Source organism: Endozoicomonas sp. PH6C, from assembly GCF_059322965.1.
Window position 1 is genome coordinate 1,645,921 of the sequence record NZ_CP185342.1, and the last position, 24,447, is coordinate 1,670,367.

The 24,447-nt window shown below is 48.6% G+C and carries 22 protein-coding genes and 3 tRNA genes; 15 read left to right on the plus strand and 10 right to left on the minus strand.

All coding sequences use genetic code 11. The annotated features are described in order from the left end of the window. The first annotated feature begins 53 nt into the window (after positions 1 to 53). The gene (locus ACOMG9_RS06445; RefSeq protein ID WP_448216247.1) at positions 54 to 692 is read left to right on the plus strand and encodes a YigZ family protein; all 639 of its coding nucleotides are present in this window, start codon (positions 54 to 56) and stop codon (positions 690 to 692) included. A gap of 2 nt (positions 693 to 694) precedes the next feature. After that, positions 695 to 2,119: an exodeoxyribonuclease I gene (gene sbcB, locus ACOMG9_RS06450; protein WP_494529968.1), complete on the plus strand. Its 1,425-nt coding sequence runs from the start codon at positions 695 to 697 to the stop codon at positions 2,117 to 2,119. A 6-nt stretch (positions 2,120 to 2,125) separates the two neighbouring features. Here the strand turns inward: sbcB and ACOMG9_RS06455 are convergent, their stop codons facing one another. From ACOMG9_RS06455 to ACOMG9_RS06465, 3 genes are all read right to left on the minus strand, one after another. Continuing rightward, entirely contained in the window at positions 2,126 to 2,632 is a 507-nt protein-coding gene (locus ACOMG9_RS06455) for a response regulator (protein ID WP_448216304.1), read from the minus strand. Positions 2,633 to 3,082: 450 nt separating this feature from the next. Then, positions 3,083 to 3,736 carry a response regulator transcription factor gene (locus ACOMG9_RS06460; protein ID WP_317142683.1) on the minus strand — a complete coding sequence of 218 codons (654 nt, stop codon included), beginning with the start codon at positions 3,734 to 3,736 and terminating at the stop codon, positions 3,083 to 3,085. A gap of 626 nt (positions 3,737 to 4,362) precedes the next feature. Then, positions 4,363 to 5,799, minus strand: a complete 1,437-nt coding sequence (locus ACOMG9_RS06465; RefSeq protein ID WP_448216305.1) for an aspartate ammonia-lyase — start codon at positions 5,797 to 5,799, stop codon at positions 4,363 to 4,365. A 393-nt stretch (positions 5,800 to 6,192) separates the two neighbouring features. On the opposite strand from ACOMG9_RS06465, the gene ACOMG9_RS06470 reads away from it, so the two are divergent. Then, positions 6,193 to 8,520, plus strand: a complete 2,328-nt coding sequence (locus ACOMG9_RS06470; protein WP_494529969.1) for an inositol phosphate phosphatase SopB — start codon at positions 6,193 to 6,195, stop codon at positions 8,518 to 8,520. 74 nt (positions 8,521 to 8,594) lie between these two features. Beyond that, on the plus strand, positions 8,595 to 9,065 hold the full coding sequence (locus ACOMG9_RS06475; RefSeq protein WP_494529970.1) for an outer membrane lipoprotein: 471 nt from the start codon (positions 8,595 to 8,597) through the stop codon (positions 9,063 to 9,065). Positions 9,066 to 9,082: 17 nt separating this feature from the next. Here ACOMG9_RS06475 and ACOMG9_RS06480 read toward each other — a convergent pair whose 3' ends face one another. The 4 genes from ACOMG9_RS06480 to ACOMG9_RS06495 are packed head-to-tail and all read right to left on the minus strand — an operon-like array spanning position 9,083 to position 12,780. Beyond that, entirely contained in the window at positions 9,083 to 10,675 is a 1,593-nt protein-coding gene (locus tag ACOMG9_RS06480) for a glycosyltransferase family 39 protein (protein ID WP_448216308.1), read from the minus strand. After that, positions 10,657 to 11,463 (minus strand): ChbG/HpnK family deacetylase, encoded by an 807-nt coding sequence (locus ACOMG9_RS06485; RefSeq protein WP_448216309.1) that lies wholly within the window; start codon positions 11,461 to 11,463, stop codon positions 10,657 to 10,659. Before ACOMG9_RS06485 ends, ACOMG9_RS06480 begins: the two co-directional genes overlap by 19 nt. Continuing rightward, positions 11,460 to 11,828, minus strand: a complete 369-nt coding sequence (locus ACOMG9_RS06490; protein ID WP_448216310.1) for a GtrA family protein — start codon at positions 11,826 to 11,828, stop codon at positions 11,460 to 11,462. Before ACOMG9_RS06490 ends, ACOMG9_RS06485 begins: the two co-directional genes overlap by 4 nt. After that, positions 11,815 to 12,780, minus strand: a complete 966-nt coding sequence (locus ACOMG9_RS06495; RefSeq protein WP_448216311.1) for a glycosyltransferase family 2 protein — start codon at positions 12,778 to 12,780, stop codon at positions 11,815 to 11,817. Before ACOMG9_RS06495 ends, ACOMG9_RS06490 begins: the two co-directional genes overlap by 14 nt. A gap of 463 nt (positions 12,781 to 13,243) precedes the next feature. Here ACOMG9_RS06495 and ACOMG9_RS06500 point away from each other — a divergent pair, with 463 nt between their 5' ends. The 3 genes from ACOMG9_RS06500 (at position 13,244) to ACOMG9_RS06510 (ending at position 15,716) form a co-directional block, all read left to right on the plus strand. Continuing rightward, positions 13,244 to 13,561 carry a hypothetical protein gene (locus ACOMG9_RS06500; protein WP_448216312.1) on the plus strand — a complete coding sequence of 106 codons (318 nt, stop codon included), beginning with the start codon at positions 13,244 to 13,246 and terminating at the stop codon, positions 13,559 to 13,561. A gap of 293 nt (positions 13,562 to 13,854) precedes the next feature. Next, positions 13,855 to 14,697 carry a sulfurtransferase gene (locus ACOMG9_RS06505; protein ID WP_494529971.1) on the plus strand — a complete coding sequence of 281 codons (843 nt, stop codon included), beginning with the start codon at positions 13,855 to 13,857 and terminating at the stop codon, positions 14,695 to 14,697. Between the two features lie 98 nt (positions 14,698 to 14,795). Then, positions 14,796 to 15,716, plus strand: coding sequence for a M14 family metallopeptidase (locus tag ACOMG9_RS06510; protein ID WP_422132910.1), 921 nt, complete (start codon positions 14,796 to 14,798; stop codon positions 15,714 to 15,716). A 94-nt stretch (positions 15,717 to 15,810) separates the two neighbouring features. Here the strand turns inward: ACOMG9_RS06510 and ACOMG9_RS06515 are convergent, their stop codons facing one another. Beyond that, positions 15,811 to 16,047: a hypothetical protein gene (locus ACOMG9_RS06515; protein WP_422132911.1), complete on the minus strand. Its 237-nt coding sequence runs from the start codon at positions 16,045 to 16,047 to the stop codon at positions 15,811 to 15,813. 380 nt (positions 16,048 to 16,427) lie between these two features. On the opposite strand from ACOMG9_RS06515, the gene ACOMG9_RS06520 reads away from it, so the two are divergent. From ACOMG9_RS06520 to ACOMG9_RS06545, 6 genes are all read left to right on the plus strand, one after another. Beyond that, positions 16,428 to 17,789, plus strand: a complete 1,362-nt coding sequence (locus ACOMG9_RS06520; RefSeq protein WP_448216315.1) for a class II 3-deoxy-7-phosphoheptulonate synthase — start codon at positions 16,428 to 16,430, stop codon at positions 17,787 to 17,789. A 327-nt stretch (positions 17,790 to 18,116) separates the two neighbouring features. Next, positions 18,117 to 18,193, plus strand: a tRNA-Pro gene (locus ACOMG9_RS06525). A 37-nt stretch (positions 18,194 to 18,230) separates the two neighbouring features. Then, positions 18,231 to 18,307, plus strand: a tRNA-Pro gene (locus ACOMG9_RS06530). A gap of 40 nt (positions 18,308 to 18,347) precedes the next feature. Then, positions 18,348 to 18,424: transfer RNA gene (locus ACOMG9_RS06535), tRNA-Pro, on the plus strand. A gap of 70 nt (positions 18,425 to 18,494) precedes the next feature. Then, the gene (gene def / locus ACOMG9_RS06540; protein WP_494529972.1) at positions 18,495 to 19,010 is read left to right on the plus strand and encodes a peptide deformylase; all 516 of its coding nucleotides are present in this window, start codon (positions 18,495 to 18,497) and stop codon (positions 19,008 to 19,010) included. 212 nt (positions 19,011 to 19,222) lie between these two features. Further along, positions 19,223 to 20,998, plus strand: coding sequence for a hypothetical protein (locus ACOMG9_RS06545; RefSeq protein WP_448216317.1), 1,776 nt, complete (start codon positions 19,223 to 19,225; stop codon positions 20,996 to 20,998). Here ACOMG9_RS06545 and ACOMG9_RS06550 read toward each other — a convergent pair. Continuing rightward, positions 20,964 to 21,755 carry a TatD family hydrolase gene (locus ACOMG9_RS06550; protein WP_494529973.1) on the minus strand — a complete coding sequence of 264 codons (792 nt, stop codon included), beginning with the start codon at positions 21,753 to 21,755 and terminating at the stop codon, positions 20,964 to 20,966. The genes ACOMG9_RS06545 and ACOMG9_RS06550 overlap by 35 nt on opposite strands. Before the next feature lie 48 nt (positions 21,756 to 21,803). On the opposite strand from ACOMG9_RS06550, the gene ACOMG9_RS06555 reads away from it, so the two are divergent. After that, positions 21,804 to 22,271 carry a hypothetical protein gene (locus tag ACOMG9_RS06555; RefSeq protein WP_422132916.1) on the plus strand — a complete coding sequence of 156 codons (468 nt, stop codon included), beginning with the start codon at positions 21,804 to 21,806 and terminating at the stop codon, positions 22,269 to 22,271. Positions 22,272 to 22,274: 3 nt separating this feature from the next. Beyond that, positions 22,275 to 22,793 carry a copper chaperone PCu(A)C gene (locus tag ACOMG9_RS06560; protein WP_448216319.1) on the plus strand — a complete coding sequence of 173 codons (519 nt, stop codon included), beginning with the start codon at positions 22,275 to 22,277 and terminating at the stop codon, positions 22,791 to 22,793. A 67-nt stretch (positions 22,794 to 22,860) separates the two neighbouring features. Here the strand turns inward: ACOMG9_RS06560 and ACOMG9_RS06565 are convergent, their stop codons facing one another. Next, a complete protein-coding gene (locus ACOMG9_RS06565; RefSeq protein WP_422137439.1) occupies positions 22,861 to 24,441 on the minus strand; it encodes a peptide chain release factor 3 in 1,581 nt (526 codons plus the stop codon). Between the last annotated feature and the right edge of the window lie 6 nt (positions 24,442 to 24,447).

The following is a 24,447-nucleotide window of genomic DNA, read 5'->3' on the forward strand; positions in this document are numbered from 1 at the left end:
TTTCTGCTTTGTCTTGTGCATTCACATCGCCCTGACTGCAACAAGAGAATTGAATGTCCAGCCAGCCCTCCGGCCGCTATCGGGTGCCAGACCTCTTACCCGAAACCTCTTTTGAGCGGGAAACGGAAGTCAAGCGAAGCCGTTTTATTACTTTCCTGTCCAGAGTGGCCTCAAGAGCCGAAGCACTCTCCTTCCAGCAATCTCTGAGAAAACAGTTTCCTGACGCCTCCCATCATTGTCTGGCTTTTATAGCGGGCCCTCCCGAGGGGAATACCGTCATGGGATTTGATGATGACGGTGAGCCCGGTGGCACGGCTGGCAGGCCCATGCTAAATGTTTTGCAGCATAGTCAAATCGGAGAAGTCGCTGCCGTCGTGGTACGCTACTTTGGTGGTACCAGGTTGGGAGCCGGAGGATTGGTTCGGGCTTATGGCTCATCAGTTCAGGCCGCCGTCGAACAGTTACCTGTGGTTGAATGCGTTCCCATGGTTCGGGGAACCGCAGTGCTGGATTATGCCAGCGAACAGGCTTTTCGACACTGGCTCGAATCTTTGTCAGGACAGATCATTGATTGTGACTATACCGACCAGGTTGTTATCCAGGTTAAATTGCCTGAAGCGAACCGGATGGACTTTGCTTCCAGAATTACTGAATCCCTGAAGGGGAAGATTGCATTAAATTGGCAGGAGTGAACATGCTGAGAAGTTTCTACTGGCACGATTACGAAACCTTTGGCACCGATCCCGCGACGGATTGGCCTTGCCAGTTCGCGGGTATCAGAACTGATGCCGAGTTGAATGAAATCGGGGAGCCTCTCAATATCTTCTGCAAGCTACCCCCAGATCATCTGGCTCATCCCATGGCCTGTCTGGTCACCGGTTTGACACCTCAGGTTGTCAACGAAAGAGGGGTGGCTGAGCCGGAGTTTATTCGTCGGATTCATGCCGAGCTGGTGGAGCCCGGAACCTGTGCCGCAGGTTACAACTCGATTCGCTTTGATGATGAAGTGACTCGTAACAGCCTTTATCGAAACTTTTATGATCCCTATGCCAGGGAGTGGCAGAACGGAAACAGTCGCTGGGATCTCATTGATCTGGTGAGGCTGACCGCTGCTCTGAGGCCCGAAGGTATTGCCTGGCCCAAAAGAGAAGATGGTTTTAACAGTTACAGGCTGGAAGAACTGACCCAGGCAAACGGGATTGATCATGGCGATGCTCATGATGCTTTGTCTGATGTGAGAGCCACCATAGCGATGGCACGTCTGATACGTGACCGACAACCCCGAGTCTTCAACTTTATCTTGAACCTTCGCAATAAGAGAGACGTTTCCCGGCAGTTGAATCTGATGAAAAAAGAGGCTGTTGTCCATGTCTCCGGTATGTTTGGTGCCCAGAGGCATTGTCTTGCCATCGTGATGCCTGTTGCCATGCATCCAGTTAATCGCAATGGGGTGGTGGTTTACGACTTGTCTGTTGACCCTGAAGTTCTGATGGACCTGTCGGTGGAAGAGTTACAGGCGCGATTATTCTCACCTGCCAGAGAAGGGCAGGAAAGGATTGCTCTGAAAGTGGTGCATATCAATAAATGCCCGGTGGTAGCTCCCCTGAAGGTACTGAGGTCAGAGGACCAGCAGCGACTGGGGATAGATCTGAATGCGTGCTCAAGGAACAGGGAATGGCTGCTGCAACATCCACAAGTGATGCAGAAGGTTCAGCAGGTATTTGACTCTGCGCCAGAAAACACTTCCAGCGATCCGGATCAGATGATCTATACCGGTGGTTTTTTCTCTGATGAAGATAAAGAGCGAATGCAGGTGATCAGATCTTCGGAGCCTTCCTGTCTGGCCAGACTGGGCTTTTCTTTCGATGATGCGCGATTGGATGACATGTTATTTCGTTACCGGGCACGACATTACCCGGAGACACTGGATGTCGAAGAGTTGGAAGCCTGGGAATCTTATCGAAAGCTGAGAATGTCTGACGGTGACGACCGGATTCTCGGCTTTGGCTCATTCTGGCAGGCTATGGATGAAGCACAGGGGATGGCTTCCGTTGCACAGCAGGCTCTGCTTGATGAGCTGGCCGGTTACGTCAGGGGGCTGGAATCATCTGTGAGTTGAAATGAATCAAACCGCAGCAGCACCCCCTCCGCCGATCACCTGGTTAAAGTGTTCAGCCAGTCGGCCATAAATAACGGGCTTTTCGATGTAGTCGACTGCGCCTGCCTTAATGGCCGCGACGGCAGTGTGGACATCGTTATGGTGTCCAAGAACGATCACAGGAATATCATATTCAGCTTCGTTCAGGGTCTCTAACAGCTGTATAGCTTCTTTACTTTCTTTTTCATTCTCAGCAATGATGCAGTCAGGCTTTATGGCCTGCATCGCCATCAACAGTTCACTGCTGTTGCTGAAACATTCGAGTAGCATAGACTTCTCATCACACAGGCTGCGGATGGTGTCGGTAACATTTGTATCCTGTTCCAGAAGATACACAGTAGCTTTTGTTGCCAAGCTCATAGGGGCAGCCTTGATGGTCAATTCAATAACAATACTTGTGTCTTTTGCCGAGCCGCCAGCTTCTGCAGGGTAACCGGGTATCCTGCCAGAAAATGGAAACTCTGTTGTACTCATGCTCTGAAAGAATGACCTGCTCTCTTAACACAGGGCATCTACATCCAGCAGAGCGTTATCTGCAATGAAAGAAAAACTTTAGTTGCAATAAAGTAGATGATTTTTCTGAAATGATCGATTTTTTTATTAATAAAGTATTCAGTTACCGCTAGGTAGCCAAAAATAGTCCCAAAAATAGTCTCGTTCATTTAAGAAAAATCGACTTCTGCCCTCAGCTCTCTCATAGCGTATTAGGAGTTTAGGATTAGTCTCAGAATTGCTGAATGGAGGGATGTACTAGACGTTGTACGGGGACTACTTAAAAGGTGGCGCAAGGCTTCGCAGGGAATCCAGAGATAATTGTGAGGAGCAGGGCTGGCGTGTTATGGACTGACAAGACTGTGTGCTGACCACTACCAGGGAGAGATTAATGAACCGGGGCGTCATTCATAAAGGCGCCCCGGATAGAGATCAGACCTTGAAGTAAAATTCACCTTCCAGGTGCTCTTTAACCTGCATAACCTGGCGAACCAGATGGGCCAGGGATTTGGTGCCCATTTTTTCCATCACACGAGAGCGATGGATTTCTACCGTTCTCTGGCTCAGATTGATGTCAGCAGCGATCACCTTGTTCGCCTTACCTTCAACGACATGGTGTAGAACTTCACGCTCACGGTCAGTCAGCGTAGAAAGACGACGAAGGATTTCTTTGTGCTCGAGCAGCTCACGACGTTGTTGCGCATCAAGTTTCAAGGCGTCATTAATCAGATCCAGAAGCTCCTGATCGCGGAACGGTTTCTGGATAAAGTTCATTGCACCATCCTTGATAGCCTGAACGGCCATAGGTACATCGCCGTGTCCGGTAATAAAAATGATAGGCAGAATGCAGTGCATTTCGTTGAGTTTGCTCTGTAGCTCAAGCCCACTCATTCCCGGCATACGAATGTCCAGTACGATACATCCCGGACGGTTTTCATCGTAGACTTCCAGAAATTCGGCTGGGGAAAAGAAAGCTTCTACTGTCTGTCCAACAGATTTCATCAGCATTTTCAGCGAATCACGAACAGCCTCGTCATCGTCGATGATGAAAACGGTGGGCTCCTGCTTCATATCCTGTTGCTGCATAACGACTCCACTGTAACTGTATAAAAGTTGCCGTAAACGGATTTAATAATCAAACGCCGTCAGGCCGGAGAAAATTTGCGAAGGTAGAACCACGTCATTCATTTTTTTACATGCTTAACGGCTGTGGAATTCGATCTCAGTGTAGCAGAGGTTTGTAACAATGCACTGAAGTAACAACACCTCGAAGTAGCTATGCTCCGCGCAGGCTGTTTCTTGTAACGCCTGTTGTCTCTTTTACAACTTACACTGAGTGGGCTGTTCTGCCTGGATTTTGCTGGACAGCTTTTTGCAAACTACAACCCAGTATACTGAGCTTGGTTATTCGATGTCCGATATTTCCAAGTCGTAATTACGTTTGAATGGTCCAGATAATTTCGCTTTCTACTGGTCGCCTAACGGAATGCGCAATGTTAATGAAAAAATTATACATTCCAAGTGGTATAACTACTGTAAATGTTTATTAAATGTGGGTAAGTAAGCAGAAGGGCAGGTTTTGGGCGGTAAAATCCTTGTTGGTCTTGATTTTTCAACGGATTCCGGGGACAAAGGGCTGATAAAGGAACCGCACCTGCAATAGCGCGGTTCTTCATACACCGGATGTCACTATATACGACTGATTTTAACGATCAGTGTACCTTATTGCTCAGGTCCAGTGGCGCGATCATGTTTTCTGGCTTGAGGATTTCCGCCAGTTGCTCGTCTGTCAGCAAGCCTTCTTCCTTAACCAGATCTACTACACGACGACCGGTCTTCAAGGCAGTTTTGGCAATGCGGCTGGAATTTTCGTAACCCAGGTATGGGTTCAGAGCGGTTACCAGGCCAACAGAGTTGTAGACATAATCCGTACAGACGTCCCTGTTAGCCGTAATGCCTTTAACGCAGCGATCAGACAGCATGAACATACCGTTGGTGAGCTGCTGGATGGATTCCAGAATCTTGTAAACCAGTACCGGCTCAGCGTAGTTAAGCTGCAGCTGGGCTGCTTCTGAAGCCATGGTAACGACCAGATCGTTTCCGATAACGTGGAAAGCGATCTGGCTCATGGCCTCAGGAATAACCGGGTTAACTTTGCCCGGCATGATGGAGGAACCTGGCTGCATTTCAGGCAGGTTGATGTCATTAAAGCCACACAGGGGACCAGAGGAGAGCAGACGCAAATCATTACTCATCTTGGACAGTTTGACGGCCATACGCTTCAGGGCGCTGGAGAAGATGACAAAAGCGCCCATGTCCGAGGTGGCTTCTACCAGATCACTGGCCAGGATCATATTCTGGCCGGAAATTTCAGACAGGTATCTAACCGCCAGAGGGGCGTAACGGCTGTCTGCAGTGATACCCGTTCCGATGGCAGTACCACCCAGATTGATTTCACACAGCAGTTTGGCCATATCCTTGATACGGTCGATGTCTTCACCAATGGTGGTTGAGAAAGCACGGAATTCCTGACCGAGAGTCATAGGAACAGCATCCTGCAGCTGGGTACGGCCCATTTTCAGAACGTCTTTGAACTCTTCTGCTTTAACATCACAGGCATTCTTCAGGCTCATGGCAGCTACAACCAGTTCGTCGTGCTTCAACACCATGGACAGACGCATAGCCGTTGGATAAACGTCATTGGTAGACTGTGCCATGTTAACGTGTGTGTTTGGGTGCAGGTGCTCATATTGACCACGACGGTAACCCATCAGCTCCAGTGCGCGGTTGGCAATCACTTCGTTGGCATTCATATTGGTGGAGGTTCCGGCCCCGCCCTGAATCATGTCAACGGTGAACTGGTCATGCAGCTTACCGGCAATAATTTCATCACAGGCATCTGCAATGGCATCGGCCTTGGCTGCATCCAGCATTCCCAGATCACGGTTAGCCAGTGCACAGGATTTCTTAACCATGGCCAAGGCTATCGGAATGTTTGAGAAGTGGTTCAGAGTGACACCGGAAATGTTGAAGTTTTCCATGGCTCGCTGAGTCTGGATGCCATAGTAAACGTCCCGGGGTACAGGGGCTTCACCCAGCAGATCATGTTCGATTCGGTATTCGTTCAGATCAGTATTATCCAGTGCCATTGATGTATCACCACTAATAAGGAATATCGGCAACAAGAGATGGAGAGTCTGGTTAACTGCCACCTCAAAATATCGGAGCTAGTCTGTTCCTGCTTAGAGCTTCCGGCAATATGAAATTCTACCTATCAAACTATTACAATTGTCATCATTCAGGGTGTTAATAGCTACCGATGACAAGTCACAGGCTCTGCCTTTGGCTATTCTTCTAATAGGATGTCAAAGGCTTATTGCTAATGCTACTAAATCATATTCCAGGTCTGTTCTTTAATCCCAGACATGAGTGGACACAGATTTGCTCCCGGTATGATCAGACAACCCCTGTGGCGGTGCCCAGTGATTTACTGATTCTTTCTGCACTGCCCGGAATTTATCCCTGACTGAGGAATCATAGCTATGGATGGCAGCAAACTTCCATCGGGCATCCAGCCCACATCGGTTAACCCTCAAGCGGCAACTCCGGATATCGGGGAAACGCAGGAGGCGAGGCACAGCAGCCGCCAGAACAGGTTCATCAAAGCCATTAAAAATGTTCTCAAAAAGTTGCCGGGACGAGGTAACCCGGCACCTCGCAATATCCCCATAGAGCAGAGACAAATTACTGCATTCAGTCAGCCTGTGCCGAAGATAATGTCTGACAATATTCGATCTCAGGTTCAGGCAAACAGTATTTTCGGAGAGGTTGGGGATGTCTTTGCCAAGGTAAAAATGGGGGAGGGTGACAGTCCTGAAGTTCAGAGGGCTTATCGGCAGGCCAGCAATCAATTCGAAAGTGCAGCTATTTCCGTAGCCAAGGATGTTCTCATTGAAGCCCGGCTTCAGTCTGATGGTGGCGAGCTTATTCTGGCAATGAAAGAGTTCATCGAGCAGCATGAGCAAAAGATTCATCAGAACTATGAACCCGTGACAGAAAAGATGGTGGAAGATCTGCGCAAGCTTCCAGGTATGCTCCTCAATGAATTATCTCTGAGGAATGTAGACAGGGAGGTTGCCAGAGAAGTGTTAGAGGTGCATCTGAATGAAAGCAGGGAGTCCCAGACCGTCTCAGATCACAACCAGATACCTCTATCAGATGCTGAAGTGGTCGTTCCCCGAAGTACTCACGATCACAAAGAGTTGTTCAAGTTACAGAAGCTGCAGTTTGATTCAGCCAGAGAAGTTCTGAAGAATGAATCACATTCGGCTCAGAGAGAGGGACGTACAGAGGATGTTGAACGTCTGACCAAGCTCGATCGTCAGCTATTGAATGAGTTGAGAAGACTCCAGCAAACCGTTCAGCTTAAGGGCGATGAACCTGTCAACAGGGAAGAGATGCGCAAGGCCAAAGTGTACTATCCGAAAATTCTGCAGGACGCCCTGGTTTCGGCTGGCGTCGATAAGCAAACCGTGGCCAGAGATTTCGAAGAGGCTTTTATCGATCAGTTAAATTTTCGTCCCTGGAAAACGATAGAAAAATCTTTTTCTCAGGCTGGAGTTGAGTTTGCTTCCAGACAGCAACCTGCGGCTGAAATCAAGGTGCCAGAGTCCTTAAGGGGAGAGGTTTCCCGTCTGTATGAAACTGACTATGCAGGGTATGGAGTCAGCGGTATCGATTCGACCAACACGTATCATGCTACTAACCTGAGTCGCAGTGATTTTTCTATTAACAACAGTAATGTCTACACAGGCATAAGACATGGCATTGCCGATCCTTATGGTGTTGACTGGGATCCCGATCTAAAGGCTGAAGGTGGAAAAGTCAAGGCCAGAGAAATCTTACTTTCGGCTCTGGCAACCCGGCCTGATATTTTTGAGCAAGCACTGATAGCGTCACAGGGAGGGCCAGTCCCAACACTTGCTATGACATCCACCTCCATGGTCACGACAGGCCTGGGTTCCGGAAAAGAGAGAAAAATGCAGAAAGCTCAGAATGAAGCTTTCAAATACTTTACTGACCCTGCTAAACAGCCTGTCACGATGGAACTTCCGGGATCTGATGGACAGACCCGGACAATCAAACTTAATTTCAAACAGGCACGCTTTAATATTCCTGTGAACTGGGGTGGGGTTGGAAGCGCCTCTCTGGTAACAGGTGGAAGATCTTTCCAGAAAAAAATGAACGATCCGGCTATGGAAATGCTGGTAGGAAAGCCGGGCAAGGACGGCATCCCGGGCGGTATGGCGGGTGAATTTCTCAGCGGTACCTCAAAGAAAGGTGAGGAAATCAGGGCGCAGATCAGGGACGCCGAAGAAGCCGGCAACGGGGAAAAAGTTTCTGAATTGAATGCCCAGCTGGACCAGTTAACCAGGGATGATCGAACAGTAAAGGACCTTACCACTCAGATTAAAGCAATCTATAAAAAAGGCAGCCATTATCACCATCATCATGATGCCTATAAGCTGGCTACCAGAGTGGCCCTATTGACTCATATGGTAGGTGCTGTGCCATTATCCAATTGCAAAAGCGGCAAAGACAGAGCCGGAATGCTGGATGCCGAAATCAAGTTTCTGGCGGCCAGGATCAACCCGGAAACCGGAGAGGTACCCGAACCGGGACCTATTGTGGATCCCGCTGACAGAGCCTTGTTCCAGAAGATTCTTCAGGAAAGCGGTAACCTGGAAGTCCAGGAGCAGAACGTCGGTGTTCGCGGTTATAAAACAGAATGGGTCGATTCGATCAACGAGAGAGTGGGTGATCCTGCCATTCGCGAAGAAATCAGAGGGCTTTCCAAATCAGTGGATTAGTGGGGAATTTTGTCGCCATAGCACAGTCTAAACTGGACAGGAAACTGGAATTAAACCTAACAGGAGGCATATTTATGAACAATAGGATCAAACAGGCAGGGACCGTCTTACTGCTTTCTCTCTCTATGATTGGCTGTACGACTGATCAGACAGGGACTACTTATTCTGCTTCTGAAGCCCGTCAAATGCAGACAGTCCGGTTTGGTACGGTCGCTGAATCCAGGCTGGTCAAACTGGAAGGCAGCCAGGGTGAGGTCGGCACTCTGGCAGGGGCAGCGGCAGGAGGCATTGCAGCTTCCAGTATTGGTGGTCAGCGCGAAAGTGCTATTGCAGCAATAGCTGGAGCTGTTGCCGGTGGTGTTTTGGGCAATATGGCCGAGAAGAAAATCACCTCCAGGCAGGGTGTTGAACTGACAGTCAGACTGGATGACGGCTCTTATGTTTCTGTTGTTCAACAGGCTGATCCGGCCGTTAGCTTTGCTGCGGGCGATAAAGTAAAAATCCTTACCCAGGGCACTGCCAGCCGGGTTGTCAAGGTTCAGTGAGAAAAAGGCGGATCGGCTTAATCAATGCCCTCCGCCAGATTACCTGGGGTCATTTGCGGTCTTAAGAGGTAATACTCCACAAACAGTTTAGGCTTATTATCCACCTTCACTTTAGTTACGGGCTCGAATTCAAAGAGCCCTAGAAATTCAGCCTGAGGATAGTTCTTTTCAAGCCTTTGTCTGACTTCCTTTGAATATCGCTTGCCATCCGTCATGACAATGATTCCGCCTTTTTTGCGGAAATCTTCTTCTTTCATCCAGAGGCTTTCTGCCGGATTAAGACCAAAAAATGGAATGGTTTTGTGATTCTGGCTATACGCCAGCAGCTCAGCAACGTGGTAGTGAAGCCCGCCCAGATAAGGGATATAACCTTCGTTTTCAGGGCGATCTTCCTGGTGAAATGCCCACAACTCTTCAGCTTTTAGCATTTGGGCCCTGAGAGGCACGAACTCCACTGAATCCGAGTAATCTTCATCAAAGACAGGTTTGAACAGCAAGTAGCTGCATCTCAATAAAACAAACAATACCCCGGTGAATAAACACCAGAACACCACTTTCTTGAAACGCGGGTAATCGATCAATGGACGAGTCCAGACCAGCACCAGCAGCGGCAGCCAGACAAAGTAGGGGGTAGCCCAGCGGGGTACGAGCTTCTCGCCGGTTACCAGTCCAAACAAGAGTGTACAGGCAAATGGACCTGTCGCTATGGCGATTAGAAAAACTTTTTTGAAACGATCATAAAGGATAGGGAGCCTGGGAGCTCTGAAAAGGGGGATCATCAAAAGAAAGAATACCAGGACATTGCCCAGATTATTCTTGATAAAGTTCAGAGGAAATATCAGATGATCCCAGTGTGTACCGGTTCCATAACGCTCACTTTCAACGTAGTTTTCTCCCAGATAGCTCACTGCTGCAAAGTTGTTGTCCCATAGCCAGTAAAGATGGGGGGAGGCGATAGCCAGTGCGAGAAGCCCACCCAACCATGGGCCAACGGAGGAAAGTGCGAGTCTGCCTTCGTGGGTGATTAAAAGAACAATAAACAGGGGCGCAAACAAAACGGCCACCTGATATTTAGTCAGAATGGCCAGCCCTGAAATGACTCCGCTCAGCAGCCAATAAGCCGGGGATTGACGAGTCACTGCAAAATAAAAAGTCAGGGCAAGTAAGGCCCAAATTGGATGCTGAAGCGTGTCCGGTGTCAGTCTTTCTACCCGGTTACTGTAGAAGAGAATGCCTTGTAACAAAAAGACTGCCAGCAGGGCACCAGCCTCGGTCAAATATTCTCTGGCCAGACGCCAGACAGCAACAAAAGCAATCACCACAGTAACCTGGGCAAAGAGATAGACAGGCCAGTCGCTGGTATCACTTAAGTTTGAAAAAAAAGCGGCAGTCCAGGCTGCCAGCGGTGGGTGTTTTTCATACCCCCACTGCCAGAGGTTACCCCAGGCGATGCCTTCAAGTGTGTCAGAGTGCAGCGTGTTCCTGACCAACCAGGGGCCCAGGGTCCAGAAAAACAGCTGAAAAAGGCAGATCAGACCGAGCCAGCGAAAAGGGTGCTTAATGACCATGGAAGAGGGTGAAGACTCGGCAATCATTGCTTCATTCTGCACAGATCAACTCCTGTTTGTTGACAGTCGGCTAGAAATTGTTGGCTCGATAAATAATCAAACTCTAACTGTCTGGCTTGAGAATGATCCAGATTGATGTGGCCGGCAGTTTTACCCGGGTGACACATAATCAGCCCTTTGTCGTATGAATCAGAGAGCCATGCTTTCATCAGGGTGGAATAGTTTTCTTGCGGTTTCAGTGAATAGACGCCAGCAAAGGAAGTATTGGTATTGATACTCTGGTTGAGCAATTCGCAGTTCAGGCTCTTACTGCCAGAACCTTCAATAATGTAGCTTTTCAGGCCACCACCATGACGGATGATGGGTGTAACGCTTCTCACCCAGAAAGAAGGTTCGGGCCTAAAGGTGCGTATTACCGATAACAGGGTTTCACGTACCATGGGCAGGTGATGTACGTGCTGATGGCCATCAACAAAGTCGGGGGCTCTGCCGGTAGCGTCGATAAAATACTGATATTGTGCCGTGACTTCTTCCAGCAGGGCGGTCCGGTCCAATAAGTGAAGATGGCTCTTGATTAAAACCTGATTCAGGCTGGGGAGTCCGTCTACATAGGCGGAACTGAGGCCATTGCCTTCAGTTAAATTAAGATGCAGGCCAATATCAACCTTTTCCTGAATGGTCGTCAGGTGGCTTGCCTGCTTTATCCAGTCCGGACCAGTGACCAGACAACTGGTGGCCTGAATTCTGCCGAGAATGGCCAGCTCCAGAATAGCTTCCGATACCCTTGGGTGAATCCCGTAATCATCTGCGCACAGTGTTATTCTTTTCATTTAAAGGCCCAGTATTTGCTCAGGGTATAAGTGACCAGGGGAATCGTTGTCAGGACGATAAAGCTGGCCATTAGATAATTCAAACCGGTGTAGGTTAACAGCAGGGTATAAAGCCCCTGATTGAGCACAAAACTGCAGAGCAATTGAACCAACAGGAATTTCAGCAGAGTATTGCGAAGTACATGTTGCTTGTGATTAAAAGTCCACAATGAATGACCCAGGTAACTGACGACAAAGGCCAGAATAAAAGCGGCAGGATTCGCCAGTAGCGGGTTTACTTGAGTCAGGTCTACCAGAAGCCAGAGTACAAAAAGGTGAACAGCTGCAGCAGTACTGCCGGTTATAATAAACTTAATCGGCTGCATTGCTATCCTTCTGATTCTTGAACCCCAGTTGTCGCTGTATCAAGTATCTGGGGCGTTTTTTTACTTCGCAGAAAATACCGGCAATGTACTCACCCAGTAACCAGAGAGACAATAGCTGTATGCCGCCAATAAAGGTGATGGCGACAATAACCGTGGGCCAGCCCGGCAGGGGGGCGCCGAGAACAAGAGTCCGAAAGATGATAAAGAGTGCGTAAAACACCGAGATGAATGAAATAATCAGTCCAAGCCCACCGACAATCCTCAGTGGCAAAGTAGTGAATGCTGTAATGCCCGAAAGAGCCAGACTGGTCAGTTTGCCATAACCCCAGCCGGATTGCCCCGCCAGCCGGTTTCTGACCTGAAAGGGAAGGCCGATGCTCTTGTAACCTACCCAGGCATAGATACCTTTCATAAAGCGACTGCGTTCAGGCATGGCTCTGAGGGCATCGACCACCACCTTGTCCAGTAGCCGAAAGTCGCCTGCGTGAGCCGGTACATCAATGCCTGTGCTGGAGTGCATGATTCGATAGAAAAATTGTGCGCCTTTCTTTTTCAGGAAAGATTCATTTTCCCTGTCCTGGCGGACGCCGTAGACCATCTGGTAACCTTGTCGCCAGTAATCAACAAAAACAGGGATCATTTCCAGAGGGTGCTGAAAGTCTGCGTCGATCAAAATCACAGCGTCACCGGAAGTGGCATCAATTCCGGCAGTCAGTGCGGTCTCCTTGCCGAAGTTTCTGGATAACTCAATCAGCTTGATCCTCTCGTCATTACAGAAGGATTCGACCAGTTCGACCGTTTTGTCGGTACTGCCATCATCCACCACAATAATTTCAAGATGCTCGGTAATCTCTTCAAGCTGTTTAATCAGTGCTTCCATGAACCGACCAATGACCTGGCTTTCATTGAAAACCGGCACCACACAGCTAAGTAAGAAGTTGTTAGAGGGCATTTTGTCTCCGGCTCGATAATTTATAGGGTCATGAGTTTCGCTTTCCATCCTTGAACAGGGAGCGATATATCGGGCTCATGGCTACATTTAATTGTTATTATTTATCGGCTTGGCACTCTTTACAGTGAGGCTCAATTCACTAAGCTGCAGGAAACGAACAAGGTTATTCATCAGTAAAATGCTTTTTTTCTTGGTGTTGACAGAGCATTCCTGACTCGCGCTTGTGACCAAAAATTGAGCAAAGTTCTACACCATAGTGGTATGGTGTCTCTGAAAAAGCAAGTTGCGGTCAGAGTTTTAAAGGACTGACTCAGGATTGCGTGAATCCTTGCCTTCATTAGAAGAATCTTTTAGCTGGGGCATTCTGTCAGTTCGGGCCACAGAAGCATGACCAATGTCCTGTCGTCTGATACGGTATAGTCCGGATTTTGAGATCATAAACAGACCCTGTGACGGAGTAGCTATGAGAAAGGAACATCTGATTGCCCTGGTATTTGGCTTTGGGATTCTGGCCGTTGCCGCAGGGCTTTATCTGATGCAACCCGCTGATGAACCTGGGCAGGTAGATAGTAACAATGTGCTTGTTGAGACTCCCTCTGAGCCTGAGGCAGAAATCAGGGCAGCTGAAGACGACGATGATTTCCCGTTGTCCAATAATGGTGATGTAACACGGATTATTATTGATGATGAGGCTGGGGATATCGGTGACATTTTGTCTGAAAAGGTTCTGATCAATGACGAAGTGGTAGACCAGAGCGAACTGGATGAGCTGGATCACTGAGATATAACGAGGCTTATTGATTGATTACAAGATTGTGGGAAATGTCTTACAAAGTCTGGTGCTTTCTTCCTGCATTCTGCCCTTCAGCAGCTTGATATGTTGAAGGTGCATGGACAGCAAATTCACACGGATGTGAACCCATCATGGACAGTCGGGTAGTAACCCTGAGTCTCCCCTCAGGGTTTTTACCCTGCCCCTGCCTCTGAATTGATCAGCAATAATCCAGAACCTCAGTGAAGTCTTCTTACCGAGATGTTTGAGCATCTCCCTGAAAGTTGGGATGGATTTATAGAATGTCACCCTTCATAGAACCCGAAACCCTGGCAGCCCTGCTAACCGCCCCTGGGGTTGTCGTGCTTGATGCTCGCTTCAGTCTTGCCGACCCCAAACTGGGACAGACTCTTTACCGTCAGGGACATATCCCCGGTTCTCGATACATCGATCTCGAGAAAGACCTGTCTGCTCCAGTGGTTCCCGGGAAAACTGGCAGGCATCCCCTGCCGGAGCCTGAGGTGTTTGCTGAACATTTGAGAACCCTGGGTATCAGCAAAACCACCCATGTGGTTGTTTATGATGACGGTAATCATGCTATGGCTGCCCGAGCATGGTGGCAATTGCGCTGGGTTGGCGTGGAACCTGTTCAGGTTTTGCATGGCGGTTTCAAAAGATGGTCTGCTGGCTGTTATCCTGTAACGACTGAAACGCCTGCTATCACCCCCTCTGACTTTATGGCTGATGTTAATCACGGCATGACAGTCTCTGCCAGTGAGGTTATGGAGCAGTTGCAAAGTCCGGTTTTTCGTTTAATAGATGCCCGTGCTCCTGAGCGTTTTGCCGGAGAATCAGAGCCTCTTGACAGTAAAGCAGGTCATATTCCCGGGGCGATCTGTTATCCATTCACTTCCAATATGGATAATTCAGGTTCTTTTCTTTCCATAGAACAGTTACGAAAACAGTTGGGAGTTCTGATGGTCGATGGACTGGAGCCCGTGTTTTACTGTGGCTCGGGTGTTACTGCCTGTCATAACCTTCTGGCTATGGAATACGCTGGTATGCCAGCTGCCAAACTCTTTCCGGGTTCATGGAGTGAGTGGATTACTGATGACAGCAGGCCGGTAGCAACCGGTTTGGGTTGAACCCTGTGTCTTTTGGACTGGATGTTATCATCACAAGCGGCTATTGACTGAACTCTGTATACTCTGCTCTTTTCAGTGAATGCGTTAAGGGCAGAGAGATGGGCAGCAGTTATAGATTCCCGATTGGCACGCCTGGTCAAGTATGGGGCAAGGAAGAACGTAAAGTCTGGTATGAACAAACCACCATCAAGCGTGAATACCAAAGGGAAGTCGTGCCCAAAATAATGGCTTTGAAAGAGCATTATGATGTTGAGCAGTATGGTGCCCTCTCCTACGATGTTGAGCGTTTTCCTTTGTATGCCATCAGGAGTCGAAACTGGAACACTGACAAGCCCGTTGTTCTGGTGACCGGTGGAGTCCACGGCTATGAAACCAGTGGTGTTCACGGTGCGTTAAAATTTCTGGAAGTTGAGGCTAAAAACTTTGTAAGCCACTTCAATATCCTGGTGGCGCCCTGCATCAGCCCCTGGGGTTATGAAACCATCAATCGCTGGAATCCCAATGCCATTGATCCTAATCGTTCCTTCTACAAAGACAGCCCGGCAGAAGAGTCCACCAACTTGATGAAACTGTTGGCAGGTTTGGAGCAGGAAGTATTGGTTCATATTGATCTGCATGAAACTACGGATACGGATGAAACTGAATTTCGTCCTGCTCTGGCAGCAAGGGATGGCAAAGGCTATGTGGAAGAGGGAATACCAGATGGTTTCTACACAGTGGCTGATACCGAAAACCCTGTTCCCGAATTCCAGAAGGCGGTGATTGATTCCGTCAGACAGGTGACGCACATTGCACCCGCAGACGATCAGGGAAAAATTATTGGCTCCCCGGTGATTCAGGAAGGTGTGATCCACTATCCTATGAAAAAGCTGGGTCTTTGTGGTGGTATAACAGACTGCAGGTTTGGCACCACGACTGAAGTTTATCCGGACAGCCCAAAAGTAACTGACGAAGAGTGCAATGATGCCCAGGTGGCGGCTATTGTCGGCAGTCTCAATTATGTAATGGGTCAGCTCTGACTATGAGCCTGCGTTTCCTGCAGCAGGCAATGACGGCAGGAAACATCAACCGCAAACAAGCTTCAAGACAGCTTCAGATTGACAGGCTACAGGATCACCGGCGCAGCGGCGTCAGCTCGCGAATGTCTTTTTCCATAGCCAGCTTACTGACGACCTGGTTCTGGCTGGTAAAGCCTGAGACAGACATTTTGACTTCGTAGTGGCCTCGCTCCGGAACCAGTTCAGCAGAAAAGTTGCTGATCTTGAGGCCCTCTTCTGCACTGGAGTTCAATACTTTCTCAAGGCTGTCGAGGCTACCTGTCGTGACCAGTCTGAGTTTGAGTTCGCTCACTGTCTTCTCCTTTTTTTCGTGACGCTTTATTTCGCAGTGGCAAAAAAAAGCCCCCGGACCTTCTCTTGGTGCGGGGGCTGTGTTTTCTGCTTTTAAGCTATCCACGACAGACCCCGCGACACATAATAATGCCGCGTTTCATAATGGTTTTGGTCATGGATCGTGTGGAATTCATGGTCGCTGATGCACCAGGCTAAATTTCACTGCACTGTATACCAAATTTTTCAATTGTGTGTAAAGGCTTTTTGTTGAAAGGCTGAAAGTAAAAAACAGGCTATTCTTTTTGATACAAGTTCGATAGAGATTGGGCTTTGTCCAGTGATTTCATGTAAAATGGCCTGTTATGTTCATGAAGAAATACGACGCCTCGAGAGGAGTAAATGAAACAATGGCAAGTTGATAGCTGGAGGGAAATGCCTGTCATCCAGCTGCCGGAATACCCCGATCAAGATCATCTTAAACAGGTGGAGCAACAGTTACACCGCATGCCGCCGCTGGTCTTTGCCGGTGAGGTAAGAGCGTTGCGACAGAAGTTGACAGCTGCTACCGAGGGCAAAGCGTTTCTATTGCAGGGTGGTGACTGTGCCGAGAGCTTTCTGGAGTTCTCAGCAGATAATATTCGGGATACCTTCAAGGTCCTGATGCAGATGGCCGTCGTGCTGACATTTGGCGCCAGTTGTCCTGTCATCAAGGTGGGCAGGATGGCTGGACAATTTGCCAAACCCCGTTCGTCTGGTACCGAAGTCATAGAAGGTGTTGAGCTGCCGATTTATCGCGGCGACATCATTAATGCTATGGACTCCACAGTAGAATCCAGAATTCCTGACCCCGAGAGAATGCTTAAGGCCTATCATCAGGCGTCATCGACTCTGAACCTGCTCAGGGCTTTTGCCCAGGGCGGGCTTGCGTCTCTGGAGCAGGTTCACGCCTGGAATCTGGATTTTGTCGCCAGCAGTCCACAGTCTGAGCAGTACAGTCATCTGGCTGATCGAATTGATGAAGCACTTGATTTCATGAGGGCCTGCGGTATTTCTTCCGAGCATTCCAGGGTGATCAGTGAAACGGACTTCTACACCTCCCATGAAGCTCTTTTGCTGCCTTATGAGCAGGCCATGACCCGTCAGGACAGTCTTTCCGGTCACTGGTACGACTGCTCGGCACACATGCTCTGGGTAGGCGACAGAACTCGTCAGGTTGAGGGGGGGCACGTTGAATTCGTTCGGGGTATTAGCAACCCGATTGGTCTGAAGGCGGGTCCAACCATGCCTCCTGAAGATCTGATTCGCCTGATTGATCTGATCAGCCCGGACAACGAAGCTGGTCGCCTGAATGTGATTGTGCGCATGGGCGCAGACAATGTTGAAAAACACCTGCCAGAACTGATTCGTGCTGTCGAGAGGGAAGGGCGTCAGGTGTTGTGGAGCTGTGATCCGATGCACGGCAACACATTCAAGGCCTCCAACGGTTATAAGACGCGTGAGGTCAGCCGAATTCTGCGTGAGGTGAAACAGTTCTTTGCGGTTCACCAGGCAGAAGGGACCTATGCGGGTGGTGTTCACTTTGAAATGACCGGTCAGAAGGTAACCGAGTGCATTGGTGGTTCCCGTGCCGTAACCGAAGACTCTCTGGGTAATCGCTATCATACTCACTGTGATCCAAGACTGAATGCTGATCAGGCGCTGGAACTTGCTTTCATGATTTCCGACACTCTGAAAGACTGTCGAAAACTGCGTGAAAGATGACCACGATGATGCAGTTGGACAGGATCCTTCGAGGGGGTAGTGAATGGCATTGTTACTGCTCAACTCAGCACTGAGGAATTGGAGTTGATAATATCTTTACAGGGCATCTATGCTTCGGAAGGAAATTTTCCCAGTCTGACTAAAAAAATAACCATGAGCGAAAAAACATTTTACATTAAAAAAAGGTCCTTCCTGTGCAAGTTCTTGGTTGTCTGTTTTTTAGCTGGTTGAAGTTTTGTGGCAAATACTTTTGTCAAAGGCGAATCATTTTGGTAGATTAGCCGCCGTTCCGTGGCGAGGCCTCAAAAGCCTGTCACGAGATAGAGACGGGGTATAGCGCAGTCTGGTAGCGCGCCTGCTTTGGGAGCAGGATGTCGGGAGTTCGAATCTCTCTACCCCGACCAGTTTCTTGCAGAAGTAACCTGACTTCTGGACAGAACACGGGGTATAGCGCAGTCTGGTAGCGCGCCTGCTTTGGGAGCAGGATGTCGGGAGTTCGAATCTCTCTACCCCGACCAAATTCTTGCAGAAATTTCACGGTTTCTGGTCAAAACGCATCGGGGTATAGCGCAGTCTGGTAGCGCGCCTGCTTTGGGAGCAGGATGTCGGGAGTTCGAATCTCTCTACCCCGACCATTTTTTCCTCCTTTTTTTCTGTCTATAGTTGTTGTGTAACAACCAACAAAATATTCACAGAAGAAGCTCCATGGCGATTTTAAAACTGGTTCCGGAATCCAATCCTGCTTTAAGAACTCCCACTGCTCCTGTTACTGACTTTGGTCCGGGTTTTCAGAAAATCGTGGATGATATGTTCGAAACTATGTATGCCGTTAACGGTGCCGGGCTGGCTGCTACACAAGTTGGTCTGGGGATGAGAGTGGCGGTAATTGATGTCACGCCTGATAAAAGTCAGCCTCTGGTCATTGTAAATCCTGAGATTATTGAAAAGTCGGGTGAACAGAAAATGGAGATGGGCTGTCTTTCACTGCCGGGCTGCTGGGCAGCAGTTAAGCGGGCAGGCTGGGTCAAAGTCAGGGCTCAGGATCGTCATGGTGAATTTTTCGAGATGGAAGGTGAGGGTATCCTTTCAGAAGCTTTTCAGCATGAAATCGACCATCTGGACGGTGTATTATTTATTGACAAACTCTCGGCTCTGAAGCAAAAAATGGTACGTCAAAGAGCACGTAAGGCGCTGAAGAAGCATGAAAGAGGTAATAAATAAGGCCGCAGACAGATTTGAATCCAACATGTTTTTGACTCTTGATCCTATAGAAGGTTTGTAGGCTGGAAAATAGACGTGTTTTCATAGTAAACCGAGCCTTGTTCATTTCAGAGTGCATTTATTAATAAACTAAAAGCAGCTTCCTTTCGGCAGAATGAATCGCTTTAGTCTACTTTAGATAAGGTCGTGTTTATTGGCTTGGAGTTACTGTTTTGCTCATTAAAAAAATAAAGGAGTTTGCTCGAACGGGACGTCGTTCATTATTTATAGCTTTTATTGTTTCTATCCCCTGGACTACTGCTGAAGGATCAAACGGCTTGATTGTTCAAGCTCTGGCGATAAACGCTTTTCTTGATTATCTCTATAATCTGCAACAGGGTAATCTGGAAGGAGAAAATGATTCTTCCAGACCTTTTACTATTGGTCTGGATGGGCCTTCCGGAGCCGGTAAGTCTACTTTTCTTGATCAATTTACTCAGGAGCTTCGAACTTCTTCGGCACTTTATCAACGATCACATTCGGAGCTGTCAGGCAGGGTCTGCAGTCTGGAGACACTGGGGATTGATACCTTTCTTCATTCCCGTGCCGACCGACGTGAAATGTTCAGCCATCTGGGCGATGGCGCGTCAGGGAACAACAATGGTGAGGAGTATCGGGCAGAGCTTAGAGATAGCTGTCTGGCAGCGATAGCCCGGGGGGATTCTTTTCGGTATGCCCCTTATTGTCGCCATCTGGAAGGTCAGCTGGGTCCTGAAGAAGCCCGGCGTATCACCTGCGATATTCTTATTATCGAAGGTACTCATGTGAATGATCCGGGGGCTCGGGCTTCCATTGATCACGCCCTGTTTCTCGACAGTGATGATAATTTAATTACCTGGAATATGTGGAAACGGAACTATCTTCTGGGTAATCGAACGAAAAAAGAATTATTTGCAATCTTGCAGGTTTTGTTTGAGCAGTTTAAAACCTGGAGAAGAAGAAATGCTGACCTATCGGACATTCATTTTTATTGGCATACGAATAACGAAGTTCCTGAACTGACAGAAGAAACTATTGATTCAGAGCTGCCAGATCTGGCTCGACAGTTGCGACTTCATCATTTTAACTCAGGCTATGCCCTGACACGTCTTTTTCAACAGAATTCATTAGATTCGGAAGTATTAAGCAGTCGTATGCGTCATCACTTCCAACCTTTCATGTCCAGTAGAAGTCTTGTGGCGATGGAACATGAAAGCTTTCTTTCGTTTGCTAGAATGTTGTTGGAACCATTAAGGCTGACTCTTCACGAGGTCCATCATGGCAATGAGTGTTTATTTGTTTCACTGAACGCTATTCTACCAAACGATTATTTGAATCGGGAGCGTGTCATTGTCCTGTTGAGACAGTTATGGAAAACCTGGGAGCAGAATAATCTGACTGATGCCCAGAGAAGGCTTTTAAGCTGGATTGCTGCAGATATTGAAGCTGAAGCTGATTTTCTCTCAGAAGGGAATCTGGGCGGACTTCCTACTATTTTGATGACCTGGGCAGCCCTGCTGGGGTCGGATCATCCACCTGATAAACCTTTGTATCTTATGATCCGGTTGGGCGGTGTTATACAGGTCTGGAGCCTTAATCTGGACGGCACCATCAGTGAATTGGATGCTGTTCCTGAAGTTGAGCCGGTGCTGATCTACGATGGTGTTAATCGCTGGATGTTTGCAACGTCCGAACAGAATATCCTGAATAATGTGCCCGGTGTGCTTCCAACGACGCTCTCCACTGATGGTGGTACTTTTAATGATGATGGAGGTCATGACGATGACTCAGGCTTCTATTCTTCTTCCAGTTCCAGTTCATCCTCTTCCCTGTCATCATTCTTGAGCTCATCGGGCGGTCCTATCCGCCAGATTGATGACATGGTGATTGGGGGTAATTTAACCGAACCTGAGCCTGAGCCGTTGTCCAGTTATATTATTTCGCCAGGATTGATAATGCATTCTCGGTAGTAGCCTGTGCGATCTCTTTTGTAGAGCTGGAACGTAATTGTGCCAGATGCTCAAGGACAACAGGTAATAGGGTGGGAGTGTTCCTTTGACCCTGATAGCCTGACATCGGCATGTCCGGGGCATCGGTTTCCAGAACAATACTACTCAGGGGTAACGAGGTGGCCAGCTGGCGTGTTTTTCTGGCCCTCTGGTAGGTAATTGTACCGCCAAACCCCAGTTTGAAGCCCAGTTCAATATACTGTCGGGCCTGTTGTTCACTGCCAGAAAAAGCATGTACGATGCCACCTTTCTCCGGTTTAATTTGCCGGATTTCTTTAAGGATTTCATCGTGTGCTTTCCTGCAGTGCAGAATGACAGGTAGCTTAAATTGATCGGCAAGCTCAAGCTGCCTGATAAAATAGTAGTGCTGTTGCTGACGGTCCGAGTTGGTCAGCGAGTAGTCCAGGCCTATCTCACCCACAGCACAAACCGTCTCGGAATGACGTTCCAGGAATACTTTCAATTCATCAAGGTGTTGAGGTCTGTGGCTTTTCAGAAAATAAGGATGTAGTCCGAGTGAGACAAAGCGTCGCACAGAATCGGGCGAATCATTCACTTGTTTCAGAACTCTGGGCCAGTAACGCGCTTCCGTTGCCGGGATGCAGATTGAGCGGACACCTGCGAGCCAGCATTGTTCAAGGGTTTCATCCCGGTCCTGGTCGAACTCGGGAAAGTCCAGGTGACAATGGCTATCAAACAATTCTGGTATAGGGGACATAATGTTCATAAAGTTGGTCATGGGGCTTCAGTCTGTTATGTTACCCCGATGAAAATAAAGCAGTACATAGGGTTGGGTGTTTCGCTGGTGCTGATTGCAGTACTGGTTTTTATACCTCGCTACTTCAAGTCGGAATCTGAAACAGGGCTGACCGGGCAGAGCTTCCACAAGAGATGTCTGGTGGCTGAAGGCTGTCGACTGACAACAGCAGACAGCGAGATTGAGCTGAGAATAAAGCCGTCAGGTCTGCCGAAGCTGGAGCCGCTGGATGTTGAAGTTCTCCTGAGAGGCCTGTCAGCAGACAGGGTTACCATGGAGTTTTTTGGCCGGGATATGCCGATGGGGTTAGCTCCTTTTCCACTCTACAAGCAGTCCTCTTTTTTTGGGCCTTCGGTATTCAGTGGCGTAGGTAACCTGACTTTTTGCACGGTTGATAAAGATATGACCTGGCTGGCCAGACTGGTGATTGAATCAGGTTCCGAAGTGACAACAGTTGTTTTTGAACTGGAGACTTGAATTATGAAGCTATTGGCAATGGCTACGTTGGCCATTTTCGCAGGCATGTCACCTATAGCCCTTCAGGCGGCAGATGTTGAGATAAAGGATCAGTACGCAAGAGCGGTACCGGCTGTTTCCACAAACTCTGCGGCTTTTCTGACTATTACCAACAAAGGTAAAGAAGATATCAAGCTGGTCTCTGCCGACAGTGATAGTGCGGTTCATGTTGAGCTGCACGGTCACAGGCATGAAGGGAATATGATGAAAATGTTCGAGTTGAAAGATATTGATATACCGGCAGGTAAAACTGAATATCTCAAAAGTGGTGGCAATCATATCATGCTGATGGGTTTGAAGAGGCCATTGAAAGCCGGTAGTGAGGTTGATGTCACCCTGCATTTCTCTGACGGAGACGCTGTGGATATAAAAGTGCCGGTAAAGGATCTTAGTCACGAAACCAAAGATATGGCCCATGGCAGTGCCACGAAGCATGGCGAGATGGATCACGGCTCAGTGGATCACAGTACCATGGATCACTGATTCAGAAGTCATCGTGGCCTGATCCTGTCACTTCACTTTAAAGCGAAGTGGCAGGATTCAGGAGAGCTCAGTGCTCGCGGGTGGTCCTGAAGCTAATATCCGGGTAGCGTTCCTCTGCCAGAGAGAGATTGACACGGGTAGGAGCCAGGTAAGTCAGGTAGCCACCACCATCAATCGCCAGATTGTCAGCGCATTTGCGCTTGAATTCCTCCAATTTACGTTCGTCCGTACAATCCACCCAGCGGGCAGTATTGACATTGACCGGCTCGTACATAGCCTCCACCTTGTACTCATCCTTAAGGCGGCGCATAACGACATCAAACTGGAGTACGCCGACCGCACCCAGGATCAGGTCATTATTGTTCAGAGGCATGAACAACTGGGTTGCGCCTTCTTCTGAAAGTTGTTGCAAGCCTTTCTGGAGCTGCTTGAGCTTCAGAGGGTCTCTCAGGCGAACGCGCTTGAAAAGTTCGGGGGCGAAGTGTGGAATCCCGGTAAAGCGGATCTCTTCGCCCTGGCTGAAAGTATCGCCAATCTGGATAGTGCCGTGGTTGTGCAGACCGATAATGTCACCGGAGATAGCTTCCTCGACATGGGAGCGATCACCTGCAAGAAAAGTGACAGCGTCGGCAATTTTTACATCTTTGCCGATTCGCACATGCTTCATTTTCATATTACGGGTGTATTTTCCGGAACAGATGCGCAGGAAGGCAATGCGGTCACGATGTTTAGGGTCCATATTGGCCTGGATCTTGAATACAAAGCCAGAAAATTTGGCTTCGTCCGGCTCCACTGCCCTCTGATCTGTTATACGAGCCAGAGGCGCTGGAGCCCACTCGGCAAAGTCGTCCAGCATTTCACGGACGCCAAAGTTGGCTAGGGCAGTACCAAAGAAAACAGGCGTCATCTTGCCAGCATGATAGGCTTCCAGGTCAAACTCATGACTGCCGCCGCGAACCAGTTCCACCTCATCGACAAAGTCTTCATGAATATCACCCAGCAGCTCTTTGGCTTCGTCCGACTCAAGACCCTTGATACGAATATCGTCGGGTATAGTATGTCCCTGGCCGGGGGTGAAGACGTGAATAGTATCGGTGTAGAGGTTATAAACCCCCTTGAAATTCTTGCCCATGCTGATCGGCCAGGTAATGGGAGCACACTGAATTTTCAGGATGCTTTCCACTTCGTCCAGCACTTCAATCTGGTCCCGGACTTCACGGTCCATCTTATTAACAAAGGTAAAGATTGGAGTGTCTCTCAGACGACAGACCTCCATCAGTTTAATGGTCCGGTCTTCGACACCCTTGGCGCCGTCAATCACCATCAGGCAGCTATCCACTGCTGTCAGGGTTCGGTAGGTGTCTTCCGAGAAGTCTTCGTGTCCGGGAGTGTCCAGCAGGTTGACAGTGCAACCTTTGTAAGGGAACTGCATAACCGAGGTGGTGATCGAGATACCTCTTTCCTGTTCCATTTTCATCCAGTCAGAAGTAGCCATACGACCGCTTTTACGACCTTTTACAGTGCCGGCCATCTGGATAGCACCACCCAGAAGCAGCAGCTTTTCTGTGATGGTGGTTTTACCGGCGTCCGGGTGACTGATGATCGCAAAGGTTCGACGCTTTGCCACTTCGGGGGATAATCCACTCATTGATGT

Coding starts and splice junctions, on each gene's coding strand:
- ACOMG9_RS06445 (WP_448216247.1), top strand. CDS start 54: ATGTCCAGCCAGCCCTCCGGCCGCTATCGGGTGCCAGACCTCTTACCC.
- sbcB (WP_494529968.1), top strand. CDS start 695: ATGCTGAGAAGTTTCTACTGGCACGATTACGAAACCTTTGGCACCGAT.
- ACOMG9_RS06455 (WP_448216304.1), bottom strand. CDS start 2,632: ATGAGTACAACAGAGTTTCCATTTTCTGGCAGGATACCCGGTTACCCT.
- ACOMG9_RS06460 (WP_317142683.1), bottom strand. CDS start 3,736: ATGCAGCAACAGGATATGAAGCAGGAGCCCACCGTTTTCATCATCGAC.
- ACOMG9_RS06465 (WP_448216305.1), bottom strand. CDS start 5,799: ATGGCACTGGATAATACTGATCTGAACGAATACCGAATCGAACATGAT.
- ACOMG9_RS06470 (WP_494529969.1), top strand. CDS start 6,193: ATGGATGGCAGCAAACTTCCATCGGGCATCCAGCCCACATCGGTTAAC.
- ACOMG9_RS06475 (WP_494529970.1), top strand. CDS start 8,595: ATGAACAATAGGATCAAACAGGCAGGGACCGTCTTACTGCTTTCTCTC.
- ACOMG9_RS06485 (WP_448216309.1), bottom strand. CDS start 11,463: ATGAAAAGAATAACACTGTGCGCAGATGATTACGGGATTCACCCAAGG.
- ACOMG9_RS06490 (WP_448216310.1), bottom strand. CDS start 11,828: ATGCAGCCGATTAAGTTTATTATAACCGGCAGTACTGCTGCAGCTGTT.
- ACOMG9_RS06495 (WP_448216311.1), bottom strand. CDS start 12,780: ATGCCCTCTAACAACTTCTTACTTAGCTGTGTGGTGCCGGTTTTCAAT.
- ACOMG9_RS06500 (WP_448216312.1), top strand. CDS start 13,244: ATGAGAAAGGAACATCTGATTGCCCTGGTATTTGGCTTTGGGATTCTG.
- ACOMG9_RS06505 (WP_494529971.1), top strand. CDS start 13,855: ATGTCACCCTTCATAGAACCCGAAACCCTGGCAGCCCTGCTAACCGCC.
- ACOMG9_RS06510 (WP_422132910.1), top strand. CDS start 14,796: ATGGGCAGCAGTTATAGATTCCCGATTGGCACGCCTGGTCAAGTATGG.
- ACOMG9_RS06520 (WP_448216315.1), top strand. CDS start 16,428: ATGAAACAATGGCAAGTTGATAGCTGGAGGGAAATGCCTGTCATCCAG.
- def (WP_494529972.1), top strand. CDS start 18,495: ATGGCGATTTTAAAACTGGTTCCGGAATCCAATCCTGCTTTAAGAACT.
- ACOMG9_RS06550 (WP_494529973.1), bottom strand. CDS start 21,755: ATGTCCCCTATACCAGAATTGTTTGATAGCCATTGTCACCTGGACTTT.
- ACOMG9_RS06555 (WP_422132916.1), top strand. CDS start 21,804: ATGAAAATAAAGCAGTACATAGGGTTGGGTGTTTCGCTGGTGCTGATT.
- ACOMG9_RS06560 (WP_448216319.1), top strand. CDS start 22,275: ATGAAGCTATTGGCAATGGCTACGTTGGCCATTTTCGCAGGCATGTCA.
- ACOMG9_RS06565 (WP_422137439.1), bottom strand. CDS start 24,441: ATGAGTGGATTATCCCCCGAAGTGGCAAAGCGTCGAACCTTTGCGATC.